This window comes from Streptomyces sp. NPDC017202 (genome assembly GCF_044331705.1).
Lineage (GTDB): Bacteria > Actinomycetota > Actinomycetes > Streptomycetales > Streptomycetaceae > Streptomyces.
On record NZ_JBIRNP010000028.1, the window covers coordinates 58,197 to 75,459 of the forward strand.

Genomic DNA, 17,263 nt, shown 5'->3' on the forward strand with positions numbered 1-17,263 from the left:
CGGACCCGAGGGCCGTCCCGTGACGATCACGCGGGACGGCCGGGGCGGGGACACGGGATGCGCCCGTGGTCTGCCGGCGGCGTCCGCATCCGCCGGGCCGTCCGGGCGCGAAGTACGGGTGGCCGCCCGGCGCCGACCCTTCGGCGACGCCGGCGGCGTCCCGCCCCGTTCCGGCCGAGGAGACGCTGATGCGCAGCACGGTGACGACGCAGCCGACGCCGGCTCCGGATCCGCCGGACGGGCGGGGGGATCCCGGCTTCGCGGCGCAGCGTGCCGCGGTCAACACCGACATCCGCAACGCGGAGTTCGTGTTCTTCGCCGGTGGCGACCAGTGCCGGTACGCCCGCTGGAAGGGCACCGCGCTCGAGGTGTCCGTCGAATCCGTCGTCGCGAAGGCGGGCGGTGCGGGCGGCGGGAGCGCGGGACACCACATCAACAGCCCCGTCGTCTACGACGCCTGCGCCGGCAGTGTCACCACCGCCGAAGCCCTGGCCGACCCCTACGACCCGGCTCTCACCTTCACCACCGGCATGTTCGAGTGGCCGTCCTACGCGGGCGTCGTCAACGACTCCCACTTCAGCGCCCGCGACCGCATGGGCCGCACCATGGCGTTCGTGGCCCGGGCCGTCAAGGACGGCCTGGCCCCCGGCGGACGGGCCTGGGGCGTCGGCGTCGACGAGAAGGCCTCCCTCTTCATCGACAAGAACGGCCTGGGGACCCAGTACGGAGGCGACGCCTACGTCGTCCTCGGCGACCACCAGCCCGAACAGGCCACCCCGGGAAAGCCGTTGACGTATTCCGGCTACAAGATCTGGAGACTCGTGCCGGGCGCGACGTACGACTTCGCCGATCGCCCCGCATGCGGCTACTACCGCCGCAGCGTCACCCAGGGAGTCGCCGACGCGAACCTCTACGACGGCACGCCCGAGAGCTGCGCCCCCGGTACGGCCGCGCTGAACGAGAGCGAACCCAACGACTCCCGCACCAGCGCCGACGACGCCACCGCCCTGGTCTGGCCGGCGGCCCTCGCCGGCACCCTGCACAGCTCCTCCGACCGGGACTACTACCGCATCACCCTGGCGTCCGGCCGGACGGCGGCCGTCCACTGCGACACCCCCTCCGCCTACGACGCCGACCTGTACCTGCTGGACGCGGAGGGGCGCACCCTCCAGCGGTCCGTCAACGACGGCAGCGGCAGCGACGAGGCCGTCACGTTCACCCGCACCGCCTCCGGCACCGGCACGTACTACGTGGACTTCGAGGCCTACAGCGGTTCCGGCGAAGCGGGCTACGGCTGCACGCTGCGGCAGTCCTGAGGCTCGACGGGACACGGCGTGCCCGCCGGACGGGCGACGGCACGGACGGCGAAGGGGTCGGCGGGCGGCGCACGGGCTGCCGCCCGCCGACGGCCAGGCTCCCAGGTGCGCCGCCGGAGGCACAGGGTGACCCGTCGTCAACCTTCTGACGCTTCGTCAGGAGCGGTCCTCCCCGGCATCATCGTCCGACCCGCCCGTGGGCGCGACCGTCCGTCGGCGCGACCGCCCGCGGACGCGGCCGGACGGCAGCCCTTTCCGGGGCGCGCCGGGGCCGTGAAGGGTCCCGGCGCGGAACGGCATCGGGCATCTCGGGCATCGAGGCATCTCGGCGTGAGGAGGCACAGGGTGGGGCAAGGACCGCGAGGGCCGCAGGATCCGCAAAGGCCGCTTCCCGGGGGAGCGGAGGACTCCACGACGGTTCTTCCCCCGCGCGAGGCGTGGCGCAGGAAGATGCGGGAGGACGTGCTGAACGCGGCCCGCGTCATGGCGGCGGAAAAGGGCTGGGACGCCGTGAGCCTGTCCGAGGTGGCGGCACGCGCGCAGGTGTCGCGCCCGTCCATCTACAAGGCGTTCGGCAGCCGCGAGGGCCTGAGCCTGGCACTGGTCCACCGTGAGGCGGGGCGCTTCCTGCACGGCGTCGAACGGGCGCTTCGGCAGCCGGCGGGCGATCCGCCGGAGATCCTGGCGGCCGCGGTCCTGTTCGCCCTGCGGGAGGCGGCGCGGAACACCCTGATCGCCGCGGCGGTCGGGGCGGCCCGCAAGGGCACGGACTCCCTGCTCCCTTACCTGACGACCCGCTCGGATCCCGTCGTCGCCGAGGCGCAGCGGCTGGTGCGGTCGTGGTGTCGGGACCGGTTCCCGCACACCGACGCGGTGCGGGCGGACCGGGCGGCCGACGTCACCGTTCGCCTGACCCTGTCCCACATCGTCCTGCCGCCCGGCACCGGAACCCTGGGCGAGGCCGCCGAGGTCATCACCGCCGCCGCGCTGGGCGTGCTGGGGCGGCCGTCGGATCCCGCCGGCCTCCCGCACGCCTCCCCGCCGACCGTCCCGTGACCGAACACCCTCGTGACACGCCGTCAGAACATTGACACGACGCCCCGCGTTGTCAGCGGTCGGCACCGGTGCCACGCTCTGCCGGGTCGCCGGAACACGCGGCCCCGGACCGCTCCAGCGGTCGTCGCGGCCTGTGCGACCGGCCCTTCCCGAGCCGACCGCCCCGAGGAGCGCAGTGCGATGACAGCGTCGACGACCACACCTTCCCCACAGCCCGCGGCACCGCCCTGGCGCGACCGCAGGCGCCCTGCCTGGCTCCTCGGCCTGGCGGTTCCCGCGCTGCCCTTCCAGGCCGCCGCACTCGTCGAAGTCAGTGGCCGGCACGTGCTGTGGTGGTGGGGGCCGTTCTTCGCGTTCGTGATCATCCCGTTGCTCGACGCCCTCGTCGGCCGGGACCAGGAGAACCCTCCGGAGGAGGCGGTGCCGCTCCTGGAGAACGACCGGTACTACCGGTGGTGCACGTTCCTGTACCTGCCTCTGCAGTACGCGGGACTGCTCTACGCCTGCCTGCTGTGGTCCAGGGGAATGGCGGTGCCGGACGCACTGGGCCTGGCCGCCACCGTGGGCGTCGTGGCCGGCGTCGCCATCAACACCGCTCACGAACTCGGTCACAAGCGCGAGACGGTCGAACGGCGCCTCGCCCGCATCGCCCTGGCGCAAGCCGCGTACGGGCACTTCTTCGTCGAACACAACCACGGCCACCACGTGCGCGTCGCCACCCCGGAGGATCCGGCCAGCTCACGGCTGGGGGAGAGCCTGTGGGCGTTCCTGCCGCGCACCGTCGCCGGAAGCATCCGGTCCGCCTGGCATCTCGAGGCCCGCCGCCTCAACCGCCGACGGCACCGCACCTGGTCGCACCGCAACGACGTGCTGACCGCGTGGGGCCTGACCCTCGTGCTCTTCGCCGCGCTCGCGACCGCATTCGGACCGGTCGTCCTTCCCTACCTGCTCGTCCAGGCGGCCTGCGGCGTCCTGCTGCTGGAAAGCGTCAACTACATCGAGCACTACGGCCTGTTGCGCGAGCGCCGTCCCGACGGACGCTACGAGCGGGTCGCTCCGCGACACAGCTGGAACAGCAACAACACCACCAGCAACATCCTCCTCTACCAGCTCCAGAGGCACTCGGACCACCACGCGAACCCCCTGCGCCGCTACCAGACGCTGCGCCACTTCGAAGAGGCCCCCCAACTGCCCTCCGGCTACGCCTCGATGATCGTCCTGGCATGGGTGACCCCGCTGTGGCGCCGGGTCATGGACCCCAAGGTCACGGCGCACTACGGAGGAGACCCGACGCGCGCGAACCGGCACCACGCAGTCCGTCCCGTCCCGTCACGTGACGCTCGGTGACGGGTGACGGGTGGCACCGACAGCCGGTCGCTGGTCGTCGGTCGCGGGGAGGGAGAGCGAGAAGGGGTGAGTACGTCACCCTGCCCCGGCGAAGCCCCCTCTCACCACGTGAGCGTTCCGGGTGCTCCCTTGAAGGGACCCCGCACCTCCTCGGTGATCCAGCCGCCGTAGAAGTCACCGTCCTGCGCCCGGACCTCCTCGTCGTCGACCGTGCAGCGGTCCACCCGGCTCGCGTAGAAGGCGAAACAGTCCGTGAGCAGGCTGTAGGCGGGAGCGGGCTGCGGGTAGCTCCAGGCAGCTCGCTCGCGCACGTCGTCACCCACCACCAGATCCCAGTACCGCGCCTTGCCCTTCCACTCGCACCAGGTGGCGCCGGAAGCGGGGCGCAGCAGGTCGAGACGCACATCCTCGGGGGGAAGGTAGAACACGGGCGGGTGACTGGTCTCCAGCACACGGACCGCCCTCCTGGTGTCCGCCACGAGCAGGCCGCCGCACTCGACACGAGCGCGACGGGTGTCCTCCCGCACGGCGGGCGGCCGGGGGTAGTCCCAAACGGACTCGGGCTGCAGGGGTGCGGAAGCAGACATGAGGTCCTCGTGGTGTGCAGCACGGTGCGGTGTCGGTCGAAGGTGTTTCGCCGCCGCGGGCCCTGCCGGATGCACCCGGCTCGCCCACGGGTGACGGGAAAGCCGGTGAAGAGGGCGGCTCCGGTACCCGCCGCTGTGGAAAGTGACGTATTCCGCAAGTGACGCATCCCGCAGTGGTCACGCGTGGCTGAGGGGGACCAGCAGCGCGGTGCCCTCTGCCAGGATCTGGACGATGAGACCCGCCTGCCGCGCCCGTACGGCCGGTGCGGCCACGGCGACGAGGAACGCCACGGCGCCGACGCCGGTACTCCACTCGAACAGCCAGCCGGGCAGCCCGCGGACGCACTGCTCGCCGTACGTCATGCACCGCCCCGCCCGCTCGGAGGTCAGGGTCAGCAGGCCGACCGCCACGGCCGCCGGCACGAACAGGAGGGCGGCCAGGGCGGCCCACAGCCTCGTGCGGTCTGTCGGCGACGCGGGTCGGACCGGGGGAGCGGGGTCGGAAGCGGGTGAACTCATGGCCCCATCCCATCCAGGCGGTCGGCGCCGCACATCCGTGCGGCTGCTCAGATGCCGGGTGCGCCGTACTCAGGCGGTGGGCAGAGCCGGACTCGGGGCCGACCGTGTGGGCGGCACGTGCAGAGGTGGCCGTCGCGTCTGCGGTACCGCTTGCGCCGCATCAACCTGCCTGCACGGCAAGGGAATTGAGCAGCCGAGTCCCCCTGCTACGGTGGCCCTATGGCATCGATCAAGCAGTTCCAGGTCACCTTCGACTGCGCAGAACCCGAGCGTGTCGCTCGTTTCTGGTGCGAGGTGTTGGGGTACGTCGTCCCGTCGCCGCCGGAGGGGTTCGCCACCTGGGACGATTACGGTCGCTCGCTGCCGTCTGAGGAGCGGGGTTCGTGGTTCGCGTGCGTCGATCCCTCCGGTGTGGGCCCGCGGCTGTTCTTCCAGCGCGTCCCCGAAGGCAAGACCGTCAAGAATCGGCTGCATCTCGACGTGCGGACCGCCACCGGACTCGTGGGCGAGGAGCGCCTGGCCGTCCTCGAGGCCGAATGCGCGCGACTGGTCGCGCTCGGCGCGGTACGCGAACGACTGCTGCCCGCCGATGACGAGAACGAGTCGTGCATCGTGATGCAGGACGTCGAGGGCAACGAGTTCTGCCTCGACTGAGCATCCGGCTCGACGGTGTTCGTGCGCTGACACGTTTCATCACCCGCCCCGCCCCGCCCCGCCCCGCCGGTCGCCGATGCGCCGGCCTGCTCGCGCCCGGCGTCGGCCGACGCCGACCATGCGAGCGGGTGGTCGGCGTCGGTGGAGAGGCCGGCGGCCGGGAGCGGTGGTGCTCCAGGCCGCAATGTCCCGGCATCCCGGTCGCGTCGAGCACGCCGGCGCTTGCCGCCCGATCACGACGAGGTCGGGGTCACCAGGGGATGATGCCGTCGTCCTCGAAGAACGAGCCGGTCGGACCGCCGTCGGGCAGCGTCACGAGCCTGATCGCCGTGGCCGCGCCCTGCTCGGGAGTGCGGGGGCCGTGGAAGCCGGTGAAGTCGGTCGCGACCAGGCCCGGACAGGCGGCGTTGATCAGGATGCCGGTGCCGGCGAACTGCCGGGCGTACTGCACGGTGACGGCGTTGAGGAACGACTTCGACGGCGCGTAGGCCCGGCCCGGGCCCCGAGATCCACGACCAGGCGCAGCTGGCCCAGCTGATCGCCCTCGGACGCACCATGGCCGTGTTCCCCGACTCCGCCCGTGCCTGGCTGTGGGCCGAACACGCCGCCGTCCCCCTGACCGACGCGCCCCCGTCGTCACCCACATCGCCTGGCCCGCGCACAGCCGCTCCCGCGCCCTCGCCGGGCTGGTCCGCACAGCCGTGGACCTCGGCACACGGCACGCCGCAACGCTTGTGACTTGAGGGCTTCCCGAGCTGCCGAGTGCGCGAGGAGGCGCACCTCAAGGCCATCGGCACCGGACTTCGCGGCGGCCTCGCCTCCCACCGCGTCGGCCTGGTGCGCGAGTTCGGCACCCCCGACGCGCCCGTGCCCCGATCCACCGTCCACGGCTGGACGTTCGCCGACCTGGACGTGCCACCGGACCACCGGGCGGCCGTCGTCCTCGCCACCGCAGGCCGCCCCTCCACATCCTCCGTGCGCCCCGCTTCGAGAAGGAGAGCCGAGTGCCCCCTCAGCAGCACGCCGCGCCCCAGACCCGCGCAGGCCCCGACATGTCACCGGATCGGCCGGCGCGGCGTCCCGCCTCACACCGGCCTTCGTCAGCCGCCCGGCGGTGGGCGGCGTGGAGGCGCCGCGGACCTGCGCGAGGAAGCAGGGCGGTTCATGCCGGCGGCTGGTTGCGGAGTGCGGCGAGGGTTTTCCGGATGCGGCCGTGGCGGGTCTCGGGCTTCTTGGCGCTTTCGATGGTGTGGATGCAGGCGCGCCTGCGGCTGGGGGAGAGCTGGTCGTAGGCCGTGCGGGCGACGGGGTCGGCGTCGAGGGCTTGGACCAGGTCGTCCGGTTCGGTGATGGTGCGGGGCTGGGTGTCGAGGGCGAGATCGACTTCGACTTCTTCGCCGGTCTCGACGCCCGCGGCCTCGCGGTTGGCTGTGCTGAAGCCGATGAGGTGGCGGCCTCGCATGATCGCGATGCGGCTGTTCCAGGAGTGGCCGTTGACCGTGATGGTGACGGGTGGTCGTTTCCCGGCGTCGAGTTCGTCGATGATTTCCACGGGGACTTCCAGGCCCCGCATGGGTTCGGGGGGTTCGACGAGGCTGCGGAACTTCATGGTCTGCTCCTGTCCGTGTGCCGGCGTGCCCGGTGTGCGGTGCGGCTCTGAGGTGGGCCGGTGACCGTGCTGTGCCACATTCTGGCGCGAGCGGGTGTGGTGGGAGCAGGCGATCGCCGTGATCGGTGAGGCGCGGACGGGAGTCGGCCGGGAGGGGCGCGGCCGGCCCGGGCGGCGGCCGGCGATCCGAGGAGGTCGAGGGGGGGGGTGCCGCCGAGGGCCTGCCGGTCCGGCGCGCCGTGGGGTCAGGTCTGTTCCTCGATGCCGATGGCGGTGCGCAGGGAGAGCTGGGCCGGGCCCGGTTCACCGCGTCCCGTCTCCAGCAGGGCGGCCGCGATGGCGTCCAGCTTCTGCTGCACCGCGTGCTCGGCGCGCCGCTCGCTGTTCTTCAGCAGCGCCAGGAGCAGGAGCGTGACGGCGGTCATGGACTCGCCGGCGAGCAGCATCCAGGTCAAGGGTGCCTTCGCGATGTGGACGCCGATGACGATGCCGACCAGCAGCAGGCAGACGCCGAAGAACGCCGGACTGCTGGTGAAGTTCGACGCGCGCTCGGCGAGTTCCTCGAAGGGGCCGCGTCGGCGCCCGCCTCTCTCGGCCGGATGCTCGAGGGTCATGGTCCGCCCCTTCTCGTGTCACCGTCTGCGGCTGGCGCCGGCACCGGCCGCGAACCGGCCGCACGGTGTTCCTGGCCTGCTGATGCCCTCGGTCGGGCCGACGATGCCCGCCCGGTCGACATCTCCTTCGCCACGCTGAACTGGCAGAAGGCCGTACGGGACAAGAACCGGCCCGGTGTCTTCGTGCGCAAGCACTTCGAGGCGATGGTGTTCGCCGCGCTCGCTGAGGAACTGCGCACCGGTGACGTCGCGGTGGCCGGGTCGGAGGAGTACGCCGACTGGAGCGAGCAACTCCTGCCGTGGGAGGACGTCGAGGCGAAGCTGGGCGACTACCTGGTGGAGGTCGGCCTCGCCGCGCCCGGCGACGAGACGCCTACGACGCGGTCGCCTTCCGTCGGCAGCCGGAGGACAAGCTCGCCGCGGCCGCCGCGGCCGCCGCGGCGGCGGATGCCGGGTACCCGGACAACGAGGGGCTGGTCATCGACTCGGAGACCGGTATCCCCTCGCTCAAGGCGCACCGCTCCGAGGGGCAGCGGGCCTCGGCCAGGGTGCTGGAGCAGGAGATCAAGGCGAGGATGCCGGAGCGCTCACTGATCGGGATCATCTCCCGCACGGCGTACTGGGTGGAGTGGTGGCGCCGCTTCGGCCCCGCCTCCGGCAACGAGCCGAAGCTGAAGGACCCCTTCGGCCGGTACGTCATCACTACCTTCGTGAAGGGCACCAACATGGGCCCGTACGAAGCCGCCCGCCACATCCCCGGCGTCACCGGACACGAGCTGTCGCTGGCCGCGAACCGGCACTTCTCCATTCCGACCCTGAACAAGGCGATCGCCGACCTGGTCAACGCGCACGCTCGCCTGGACATCTCCCAGGCTTGGGGCGACGGCTCCGCGGTCGCCGCGGACGGCACCCACATGGACACCTACCTCGACAACCTGCTGTCCGAGACCTCTGTGCGGTACGGCAAGCCGGGCGGCATCGCCTACCACCACATCTCCGACACCTGCATCGCGCTGTTCACGCACTTCATCCCGTGCGGGGTGCGGGAGGCCGTCTACATCATCGAGGGCCTGCTCAAGAACACCTCCGAGCTGAAACCGACCACCGTGCACACGGATACGCAGGGCCAGAGCTTCCCTGTCTTCGCGCTCGCGCACCTGCTGGGCTTCGACCTGATGCCCAGGATCAGGAACTGGAAGGACCTGACCTTCTACCGGCCCACGAAGAGAGCCGAATACGTGCACATCGACGCCCTGTTCGGGGAGCCGGGCCGCAACGTCATCGACTTCGACCTGATCGAGTCTCAGTTCCGGCACCTGATGCGGGTGGCCGTTTCCGTGCGCGAGGGTGCCATCTCCTCCACGCTGCTGCTGCGGCGCCTGCGGGCGGGCTCACGCAAGAATGCGACCTACACGGCCTTCCGCGAGGTCGGCCGCATCATCCGCACCGTCCAGCTGCTGCGCTACCTCTCGGACGCCCCGCTGCGCCGGCGGGTGACCGCCGCCACGAACGAGGTCGAAGCATTCAACGGCTTCTCCCAGTGGATCGGCTTCGGCAACGGCGGCGTCATCACCGACAACGACCCCGCCGAGCAGGAGAAGACCGCGAAGTTCAACGCCCTGCTCACGAACGCGGTGATCTTCCACAACGCCCTGGACATCGCCGAGATCGTGCGCCAGCTCCAGGAGGAGGGCTACATCATCGACCCCGAGGACCTCGCCCACATCTCGCCGTGCTTGACCGAGCACGTCCGCCGCTTCGGCGAGTACTCCACCCACGAACTCGGCATCCAGCCCGAGGCGTACGACCCGCACCTGGACGTCGACTTCAGCCCGCTCCGAGGCAACGACCCGCCCGCCCCGGACGGCTACGGCCGGGCGGCATGACCAGGAGAGTCGGCCCTGGAGTCCTACTGGCTCAGAGACCAGGGGACACCGGACCCGCCGGTAGGTCGGCGGGGCCCTACCGCCGTTCGGCTTCTGTATGGTGCTGGCCGTGGGTGCGTTCCGGGAGCCGATGGACGGTGGCCCGGCTTGACGGAGAAGAACTCGGCGATGGTGTGCTCGCGGGTGGCGTGCTCCTTGACGAGGCCGGTCCAGCCAGCTCCACGAGGCTTGCCGCATAGGGATGTAACAGTTACAGTTACGACTAAAGCCGAGGGGTGAGGGAGGTGGAGTCCGACGTGAGTGCCAACAGCAGACTGACCATCGCGGCGCACGCCCTGACATGGATCGGGCTGTATCAGCGGCGTGGCCACGAGGTCGCCACCTCCGAGCAGATCGCGACGAGCGTCAACACCAACCCCGTGGTGATCCGCCGCCTGCTGGGCGAGCTGCGTAAGGCCGGCCTGGCCGATTCACGGCGGGGGGCGGGGGCGGGCTGGATGCTCGCGCGGGACCTGGCGGCGATCACCCTGCTCGACGTCTACCAGGCGATCGAACCGGGACCGGTCTTCGCCCTGCATCGCGCGACACCTAACCCCGAGTGCGTCGTGGGCCACGGCATCGGGCCGGCGATGACCGCCGTGTATGACGACGTGGAGGCCGCCCTGCGCAGGGAGCTGGCCAAGGCCACGCTGGAGGACGTGCTGCGGGACGTCTTGAAAGCCGCCTGACCTCGAACCGTCGACTTCCTCTGATCGAGGGGGGCGCATTCCACGGCCGTCGATGTAACCAAAATGGTTACACTAAGGAATTGGAGAATCTCATGGGACAACTGGACGACAAGACCGCCCTCGTCACCGGCGCCTCCAGCGGCATCGGCCTGGCGATCGCCCGCCGTTTCGCCGCCGAGGGCGCCACCGTCTACCTGACCGGGCGCCGCAAGACCGAGCTCGACGCCGCCGTCGCACAGGTCGGAGCCCTAGGCATCGCCATCCAGGCCGATGCCTCCGATCTCGGCGACCTCGACCGGGTCTTCGCCGAGATCACGAACCGCAGCGGCCGCCTGGACATTGTGGTGGCCAACGCCGGGGTCGGGGAATACAGCCCGCTCGGCACGATCACCGAGGAAGAGTACGACCGCACCGCCTCGATCAATTTCAAGGGCACGGTCTTCACTGTCCAGAAGGCGCTGCCGCTGCTGACGGCCGGCGCCTCGGTGACGCTGATCTCTTCCAACTCGGCCCTGCTGGCCACCCCGGGCCTGGGCGTCTACGCCGCCTCCAAGGCCGCGGTCCGCAGCCTCGCACGCACCTGGGCCGCTGAGCTGGCCGGCCGCGGAATCCGCGTCAACGCTCTTACCCCCGGCCCTGTCGAGACCCCTGGCCTGGCCGAGCTCGTCGCCGCTTTTCCGCGCGACGATCGGCCCACCGCGGCCGAGCCCGCCCCGCCGACCCCGCTCGGCCGCTTCGGCCGTCCCGACGAGATCGCCGCTGCCGCCCTCTACCTGGCCGGCGACCAAAGCAGTTTCACCACCGGCGCTGAACTGCTCGTCGACGGCGGCGTCACACAGCTCTAGGCGGCGCGGACCAGCGGCACCGGCACCGTATTGCTCAAGCTGAACTGACCAAGCCTGGACCGCAGGGGAGCAGTGACCGCATGGAATTCAAGACCATCGGCACCATCGGTGCGGGAGCACCGGCACAAGCCGTGGCCGCCCACGCGGCACGCGCCGGGCACCCGGTGCTGGTCAGCAACAGCCGCGGCCCCAGCACACTCGGCGACGCCGTCGCAGCCATCGGGCCCGGCGCCTCGGCGGCCACGTTCGAAGAAGCGGCGGCGGCCGACCTGGTCCTGCTCGCCGTCCCGTTCGGCGCGGTCCCCGCGGTCGGGCGGCGGCTCGGGCACTGGACGGGCCGAGTGGTGGTCGACATGACCAACCAGTTCGCCCGGTCCGACCCCTACCGCGGCTTCGCCGACGTCTCGCCGCTGACCGGCAGCGAGTGGGTCGCCCAGCAACTGCCCGGCGTCACGCTGATCAAGGCCTTCAACGCCATGTTCGCCACCTGTATGGCTCCCGATCCCCGGCACCAGGACGGCAACCAGGACGTCTTCCTCGCCGGTGACGACGAGAGCGCCAAGGCCCCCTTCACACGGCTGCTGACCGAATTCGGGTTCGCGCCGGTCGACCTTGGCGCCTGCGCGAAGGCGGGGCGCTCATGCAGCTCGGCGGGCCGCTGAGCGGCAAGCACTTCCTGTTCCAGGGCTGAGGCCCGACCGACACCCTCAAGAGACGAAGAGACAAAGGACAAGGACGATGACAACAGACACCCAGACCTCGCGGACCGTGGCCGAGGAGTTCCTGGAGCGCCTCGGCCGGCAGGACCCCGACGGCATCCAGGAACTGTTCTCCGAGGAGATCGACTGGCACGTCCCCGGCAGCGACGCACTGCCCTGGACCGGGCGCCGCACCCGCCGGGAGGAGGTCGCGCCGTACTTCACCACGATGTGGCAGCACTTCACGGACGGCCAGAGCAAGGTCGTGCTGGAGCGCTTCATCGTCGACGGTGGTGACGTGGTGCTGCTGGCGGTCTTCACACACACCGCCGCACCCACCGGCAAGGAGTTCACCACACCGGTGGCCCTGCACCTGGCGATCGAGGACGGCCGGATCGCTCGCATGCACCTGTACGAGGACACACTGACCGTCGCCGAGGCGTTCAACGCCGGCTGAGCGGAGGGCACTCAGGGACCCCGCGGCCCGGGGCGGCCCGGCCGGGCATGTACGCACAGGGTCAGCCGAGACACAGCCGAAGCCGAAACGGAGAGCAGAACTCGCCCCCAGCCAATTGCTGCCGGTCAGCACGTTGGGGCGGTCGGCCTTCGGCGATGACTGCCGACCAGGTCCCCCAGCGTCGCCAGGCCATCGGCCGGTGTCGCCATGTCGACCAGCGTGCCGCCCGCCGGGCCTGCCACGCTGGGAACTTGACCGGCGCCCACGAACTTTCGCCCCCCACCGTGTTCCGCCGGTCTCCGGCCTCCTCACCCGGCTGGATGGTGTTCGCAAACGATCGTTTGCCGACAGGCAGGCGACGCGTCCAATGAACCCGTGCAATCCGGGGGTTCACGGCAGCGCGAGTTCTCCGCGACGGACCTCACCGCCCGCCACCCGCGCACCGGAGAACTGCTGTCCACCGTGAAGTTCACGGTGCAGACCCTCGCCGCCGGCGAACTCCGGCGCGACCTCCAGCGCGAGCCGACCTACGACGGGCTGCGGGCCGCCGAGGCCAAGGGCAGCAAGGGCGGGCGCCGCCCTGCCGTCCCGGCCGACAAGACCGACGCCGTACGCACCGCGTACCTGGAAGGCCGGTCCATCGCCGCCCTCGCCCGCGACCACGGCGTCAGCCGCGGCGCCATCCGTACCGCCGTCGCCGACCTCCTGCCCGAGTACACAGCCGCCGACCCGGACGCCCCGGCCCCGGAAGCGCCGGTCGCCCTCGCCATGCCCGGCAAGGTCGCCGACTTCCTCCGCACCGCCGGCCTGGGACCCGCCGAGCGCGCCACGCTCGACCAGGGCGTGCCCGTACGGCGCGGCCAGGGCTACACCCTGCGCGTCACCGCCGTCCCGGCGATCCACCGCCGACTCCTCGGTCTCTGCCAGTCTCTCGGTGGCACCCCGGGGAACACGGCAGTCCCGGCACAGCGCAAGGCCCGCCGCGAGTACGCGAACCGCGTCAGCACCCTCGATCAATAACCAAGATCATCCCGTGGCGGGTTTCTGGCGTATCTGGGTCATGTCCCAACCGGTGGCGCGGAACCCGAGGCGCTGCGGGAGCTGCGGCCTTCGTTCCGCCCAGACACAGACACAGACACAGGCACAGACGACCGAAGAGGCGGCCGGCACCTACTTGTCGCCCCAGTCGAGGCGGAGTACGGCGAGGTCGTCGCTGTGACGTCCGGCGTTCAGCGTCTGGGTCTCTTCGATGAGGCGGTCGACGTGGGAGGCCGGGTCCGCCGCCGGCAGGTTCCGGATCAGGGTGAGCAGCCCTTCGACGCCGAGCCGCTCGGTGCGCGGCCCGTTGTGCCCCTCGGTGAGGCCGTCGGTGTAGAGGGTCAGGGCCCCGGCGGCGGGCAGCGGGATCACGGTGGCCGGCCAGGTCCCGTGCTCGGGAGCGATGCCCAGGGCCATTCCGTGGGCGGCGGTCAGTTCCCGGGTGGCTTCGGCGGTGGTGAGGAGGGGTTCGTGGTGGCCGGCCAGGTACAGGGTGGCGGTGGCGGCGTTCTGGTCCAGCGTGAGGAGGGTGCAGGTGGCGAACAGGGGTTGCGGACCGCGTTCGGCGATCAGGATGCGCTCCATGAGGTGCAGGAGACCGGGGCCGTGGTGTCCGCCCAGGACGAGGGAGCGCCAGGCGATGCGGAGGCAGACACCGAGCGCGGCGGCGTCCGGACCGTGTCCGCTGACATCGCCGACCACGGCGTGCAGGAGACCGTCGTCGCCTTCGACGACGTCGAGGAAGTCCCCTCCGAGCAGCGCTCTTTCGGCGCTGGGCAGGTACCGGGTCGTCACGGTGACGGTGGAGGTGGAGAGCATGGGCTGGGGCAGCAGGCCCCGTTCCAGACGGGCGTTCTCCTCGGCGCGCAGGCGGGCCTTCTGGGCGTCGGCGGCTGTGCGTTCGGTCTGGCTGCGGTAGACGGCGTAGCGGACGGTGCGGTGCAGCAGGTCGGCTTCGACCTTGCCCTTGACGAGGTAGTCCTGGGCGCCGGCGGCCATCGCCTCGGCCCCCGCCTGAGTCTCGGACAGGCCGGTGAGGACTATCACCGCGGTGTGGGGGGCGAGCTCGCGGACGGCGGCGATGGCCTTGGTGCCGGACACGTCGGGCAGGTGGAGGTCGAGCAGGATGCAGTCGATCGCGGAGGCGGCGAGTTCGGTGCGGGCCCGGGCGAGAGTCGTTCTCGTGGTCAGGTCGAACCGCAGTCCCGTGTCGTGGAGGAGCTCTTCGACGAGCAGGGCGTCCGCCTCGTCGTCCTCGATGAGGAGGATGCGGTACACCAGGTCCGGCGAGGGACCGGCAGGGGTGTGCGTGGCGGGCGCGGTCACCGTGCCGACTCCGCATCGGCGCGGGTCGCTTCCGGCAGGGTGGAGGGCGCCCCGGCCTCGGGCGGTTCGCAGGCCAGCGTGAACGTGATGCGGGCGCCGTCGTGGTGGTCGGGGTCGACGCCGATGGTGCCGCCGTGGAACTCGACGATCTTCTTGCACATGGCCAGGCCGATGCCGCTGCCGTTGTAGGCCTCTCTGGTGTGGAGCCGCTGGAAGATCACGAACACCTTCTCGGCGTACTCGGGATCGATGCCGATGCCGTTGTCCGTGACCGCGAACCGCCACAGCGCGCCTTCCGGCGCGGCGGAGATGTGGATCTCGGGTGTCCGGTCGGGGCGGTGGAACTTGACGGCGTTGCCGATCAGGTTCTGCCAGAGCATGCCCATCTGGGTGGGATCGGCGACCAGGGACGGCAGCGGATCGTGCGTGATCGAGGCCCCCGTCTCCTCGATGCTCACGCTGAGGGAGGACAGGGTCCGCTCCAGCACGGAGCCGAGGTCGACGCTCTGCAGCTCGCGGTGGACGCGGCCGACACGGGAGAAGTCGAGCAGGTCGTTGATCAGGGTCTGCATGCGGTTCGCGCCGTCGACCGCGTAGTCGATGTACTGGTCGGCCCGGTCGTCGAGCCGGCCGCCGTAGCGGCGCTGGAGAAGCTGCGTGAAGCTGGAGACCTTGCGCAGCGGCTCCTGGAGGTCGTGGGAGGCCACGTACGCGAACTGCTCCAGCTCGGCGTTCGAGCGTTGCAGGTCGGCGGTCTGCGCGTCGAGGCGCAGCCGGGCTTCCTCGGTGAACGCCAGCTCGCGCACCAGACGGCGGCGCATGAAGTCGATCTCGCCGCTGAGCCGTCGCAGGTCCGCGGGCCCGGCCGGGGTGATGGGGTGGTCGAAGGCGCCGCCGGCGATGGTGCGGGCGTCCGCCCCCAGCTGGTCCAGGGGGGTGGTGATGCCGCGGCGCAGTCCTTCGAAGATCAGGATCGTCAAAGCGAGGATGACGGCCGCGATCGCGCTGAACACCCAGTTCCGCAGCCCCATCGTGGAGGAGAGGTCCTCCGCCGCGTGCGCCTGTTCCGTCCGCAGCCGCTCCTGCTGATCACTCAGGGCGGAACGCAGTGTGTCGAATGCCTCCTTGCCCTCCGCGGCGCGTTCGGTGGCCGGCGATGAAGGCGCTCCGGCGGGCGCGGCGGCGATCGGACGGGCGATCCTCGCCTGCCAGGCCTCCGCGGCGTCCCGCACGGCTTTCAGGTCCTTCAGGTCGGCCGCGTCGTCGTGCAGCAGCTCCGTCAGGCGTGCGGTGTGGGTCGCCTGGTCGGTGAGCCCCTGCCGGTAGGGGACCAGGAACTCCGGGATGCCGGTGGCGCCGTACCCGCGGATCCCGGTCTCCTGGTTCAGCAGCGCCGATTCCAGCCGGAACGACGTGCTCAGAGCGGGGGATCTCACCTCCACGAGGTCTTCGCTGATCGATTCCGTCCGCGCCAGCACCCACCCGCCCGTCACCCCGAGGAGCGCGAGGACCGTCAGCGAGACCGCGACCCCGACGCGCAGCCACCGTCTCGTCGTCCAGGTGGAAAACCTTCGCGCACGCGGTCTCGCGTTCCCGCTCATGCCGTGGACCCCTCCGCTGTGATGCCGCCTGCACCGTGCGGGGGGCAGTCGCCACTTTAGATGCCCCGTGACAACTATTGTTGTCGTGGTAGCTGATCGGCGCCTAAGGTGCTGGATGTGCCTGGCAAGAACTTCAGACTGCGGACCACTCCCGAAGAAACGGCGGCTGTCGCGGACGCGGCGGTCGGCCGGCTTGCGAGGCGCCTCACTCTCCAACTCCTGGAAGAGGACCCGCCCGCGCCGGAGGGCGCCCCGGTGCGGGCGCTGACCCTGCTGTACGTGCTGGACCAGCTCCAGCAGGCCGCCGAACGCCTCCAGCGCAGCGCGGCCGTCTCCGCCGCCCGCGCGGGTGCCGGATACCCGCAACTCGGTGCCGCCTGCGGCATGACCCGCCAGGGCGCCCGGCGTCGCTGGCCCGGACTCTTCCACCACTCCGACGAAGCACCCATGGAGCACCCGATGATGACCACCCCCGCACGGCCCTTCGACGTCCTCCTCGTCGAGGACGACATGGCCGATGCCCTCCTCATCGAGGAAGCTCTCTCCGAGCGCGGAGCCCGCAACCTCGTCCAGGTCACCGACGGGGTCGCCGCACTCGAGCACCTGCGCACCCCCGGCAACCCCCGCCCCGACCTGATCGTCCTGGACCTGAACATGCCCCGGATGAACGGACGGGAACTCCTGCGGATCCTCAAGACGGACGAGGACCTGCAGACCATCCCCGTCGTCGTCCTCACCACGTCCGCCGCCCCCGAGGACGTCACCGGCGCGTACACCAGCCACGCGAACGCGTACGTGACCAAGCCGGTCAACCTGGAGCAGTTCGAGCAGGCCGTCCAGAGCATCGACGCCTTCTACCTCGACACCGCCACCCGCCCGCCCCGCGACTAGGGCGTGTCTGACAATTCCCGTCGGGCGCGCGACGCCTGGCGCGGCACCTCGCCGCGTTGTCGGATCACCCGAGTACATCCAGTACACGGGC

17 protein-coding genes and 2 pseudogenes are annotated in these 17,263 nt (G+C 71.1%); 12 read left to right on the top strand and 7 right to left on the bottom strand.

Features of this window, described 5'->3' with window-relative positions:
- Window positions 1–188: 188 nt before the first annotated feature.
- The 3 genes from ACH4N1_RS32495 to ACH4N1_RS32505 all read left to right on the top strand — a co-directional run bounded on the left by ACH4N1_RS32495 (window position 189) and on the right by ACH4N1_RS32505 (window position 3,719).
- Window positions 189–1,316 (top strand): pre-peptidase C-terminal domain-containing protein, encoded by a 1,128-nt coding sequence (locus ACH4N1_RS32495; RefSeq protein ID WP_398103498.1) that lies wholly within the window; start codon window positions 189–191, stop codon window positions 1,314–1,316.
- Between the two features lie 450 nt (window positions 1,317–1,766).
- On the top strand, window positions 1,767–2,372 hold the full coding sequence (locus ACH4N1_RS32500; protein ID WP_398103501.1) for a TetR family transcriptional regulator: 606 nt from the start codon (window positions 1,767–1,769) through the stop codon (window positions 2,370–2,372).
- 180 nt (window positions 2,373–2,552) lie between these two features.
- Window positions 2,553–3,719 (top strand): alkane 1-monooxygenase, encoded by a 1,167-nt coding sequence (locus ACH4N1_RS32505; RefSeq protein ID WP_398103503.1) that lies wholly within the window; start codon window positions 2,553–2,555, stop codon window positions 3,717–3,719.
- Between the two features lie 101 nt (window positions 3,720–3,820).
- On the opposite strand, the gene ACH4N1_RS32510 is transcribed toward ACH4N1_RS32505, so the two are convergent.
- Both ACH4N1_RS32510 and ACH4N1_RS32515 read right to left on the bottom strand, forming a co-directional pair.
- Window positions 3,821–4,306: a DUF427 domain-containing protein gene (locus ACH4N1_RS32510; protein WP_398103506.1), complete on the bottom strand. Its 486-nt coding sequence runs from the start codon at window positions 4,304–4,306 to the stop codon at window positions 3,821–3,823.
- Window positions 4,307–4,483: 177 nt separating this feature from the next.
- Window positions 4,484–4,825, bottom strand: coding sequence for a hypothetical protein (locus tag ACH4N1_RS32515; RefSeq protein ID WP_398103508.1), 342 nt, complete (start codon window positions 4,823–4,825; stop codon window positions 4,484–4,486).
- A 219-nt stretch (window positions 4,826–5,044) separates the two neighbouring features.
- Here ACH4N1_RS32515 and ACH4N1_RS32520 point away from each other — a divergent pair, with 219 nt between their 5' ends.
- Complete coding sequence (locus ACH4N1_RS32520; protein ID WP_398103511.1) at window positions 5,045–5,479, top strand: VOC family protein; 435 nt, start codon at window positions 5,045–5,047, stop codon at window positions 5,477–5,479.
- A gap of 250 nt (window positions 5,480–5,729) precedes the next feature.
- On the opposite strand, the pseudogene ACH4N1_RS32525 reads toward ACH4N1_RS32520, so the two are convergent.
- Window positions 5,730–5,969, bottom strand: a pseudogene (locus ACH4N1_RS32525) (dehydrogenase); the annotation flags it as partial.
- Between ACH4N1_RS32525 and ACH4N1_RS32530 the strand changes: the two are divergent.
- Window positions 5,969–6,222: pseudogene (locus ACH4N1_RS32530) on the top strand (LysR family transcriptional regulator); the annotation flags it as partial. The pseudogenes ACH4N1_RS32525 and ACH4N1_RS32530 sit on opposite strands and share 1 nt — an antisense overlap.
- A gap of 419 nt (window positions 6,223–6,641) precedes the next feature.
- Here the strand turns inward: ACH4N1_RS32530 and ACH4N1_RS32535 are convergent.
- Both ACH4N1_RS32535 and ACH4N1_RS32540 read right to left on the bottom strand, forming a co-directional pair.
- Window positions 6,642–7,088 (bottom strand): YdeI/OmpD-associated family protein, encoded by a 447-nt coding sequence (locus ACH4N1_RS32535; protein ID WP_398103514.1) that lies wholly within the window; start codon window positions 7,086–7,088, stop codon window positions 6,642–6,644.
- A gap of 245 nt (window positions 7,089–7,333) precedes the next feature.
- Window positions 7,334–7,702, bottom strand: coding sequence for a low affinity iron permease family protein (locus ACH4N1_RS32540; RefSeq protein WP_398103517.1), 369 nt, complete (start codon window positions 7,700–7,702; stop codon window positions 7,334–7,336).
- Window positions 7,703–8,001: 299 nt separating this feature from the next.
- Between ACH4N1_RS32540 and ACH4N1_RS32545 the strand changes: the two genes are divergently transcribed.
- The 6 genes from ACH4N1_RS32545 to ACH4N1_RS32570 all read left to right on the top strand — a co-directional run bounded on the left by ACH4N1_RS32545 (window position 8,002) and on the right by ACH4N1_RS32570 (window position 13,336).
- Window positions 8,002–9,588 carry a transposase gene (locus ACH4N1_RS32545; protein ID WP_398103519.1) on the top strand — a complete coding sequence of 529 codons (1,587 nt, stop codon included), beginning with the start codon at window positions 8,002–8,004 and terminating at the stop codon, window positions 9,586–9,588.
- Between the two features lie 296 nt (window positions 9,589–9,884).
- Window positions 9,885–10,316: an Rrf2 family transcriptional regulator gene (locus ACH4N1_RS32550; protein ID WP_398103522.1), complete on the top strand. Its 432-nt coding sequence runs from the start codon at window positions 9,885–9,887 to the stop codon at window positions 10,314–10,316.
- A 92-nt stretch (window positions 10,317–10,408) separates the two neighbouring features.
- Complete coding sequence (locus tag ACH4N1_RS32555; protein ID WP_143634422.1) at window positions 10,409–11,161, top strand: SDR family NAD(P)-dependent oxidoreductase; 753 nt, start codon at window positions 10,409–10,411, stop codon at window positions 11,159–11,161.
- An 80-nt stretch (window positions 11,162–11,241) separates the two neighbouring features.
- The gene (locus tag ACH4N1_RS32560) at window positions 11,242–11,823 is read left to right on the top strand and encodes an NADPH-dependent F420 reductase (RefSeq protein WP_398103525.1); all 582 of its coding nucleotides are present in this window, start codon (window positions 11,242–11,244) and stop codon (window positions 11,821–11,823) included.
- A 76-nt stretch (window positions 11,824–11,899) separates the two neighbouring features.
- Complete coding sequence (locus ACH4N1_RS32565) at window positions 11,900–12,316, top strand: nuclear transport factor 2 family protein (RefSeq protein ID WP_398103528.1); 417 nt, start codon at window positions 11,900–11,902, stop codon at window positions 12,314–12,316.
- Between the two features lie 375 nt (window positions 12,317–12,691).
- Complete coding sequence (locus ACH4N1_RS32570) at window positions 12,692–13,336, top strand: hypothetical protein (RefSeq protein ID WP_398103531.1); 645 nt, start codon at window positions 12,692–12,694, stop codon at window positions 13,334–13,336.
- A 150-nt stretch (window positions 13,337–13,486) separates the two neighbouring features.
- Here the strand turns inward: ACH4N1_RS32570 and ACH4N1_RS32575 are convergent, their stop codons facing one another.
- Together ACH4N1_RS32575 and ACH4N1_RS32580 are read right to left on the bottom strand one after the other, a co-directional pair.
- Complete coding sequence (locus ACH4N1_RS32575; protein ID WP_398103534.1) at window positions 13,487–14,680, bottom strand: PP2C family protein-serine/threonine phosphatase; 1,194 nt, start codon at window positions 14,678–14,680, stop codon at window positions 13,487–13,489.
- Window positions 14,677–16,281 (bottom strand): CHASE3 domain-containing protein, encoded by a 1,605-nt coding sequence (locus ACH4N1_RS32580; RefSeq protein WP_398103537.1) that lies wholly within the window; start codon window positions 16,279–16,281, stop codon window positions 14,677–14,679. Before ACH4N1_RS32580 ends, ACH4N1_RS32575 begins: the two co-directional genes overlap by 4 nt.
- Window positions 16,282–16,398: 117 nt before the next feature.
- Between ACH4N1_RS32580 and ACH4N1_RS32585 the strand changes: the two genes are divergently transcribed.
- A complete protein-coding gene (locus ACH4N1_RS32585) occupies window positions 16,399–17,172 on the top strand; it encodes a response regulator (protein ID WP_398103540.1) in 774 nt (257 codons plus the stop codon).
- The last annotated feature ends 91 nt before the right edge of the window (window positions 17,173–17,263 follow it).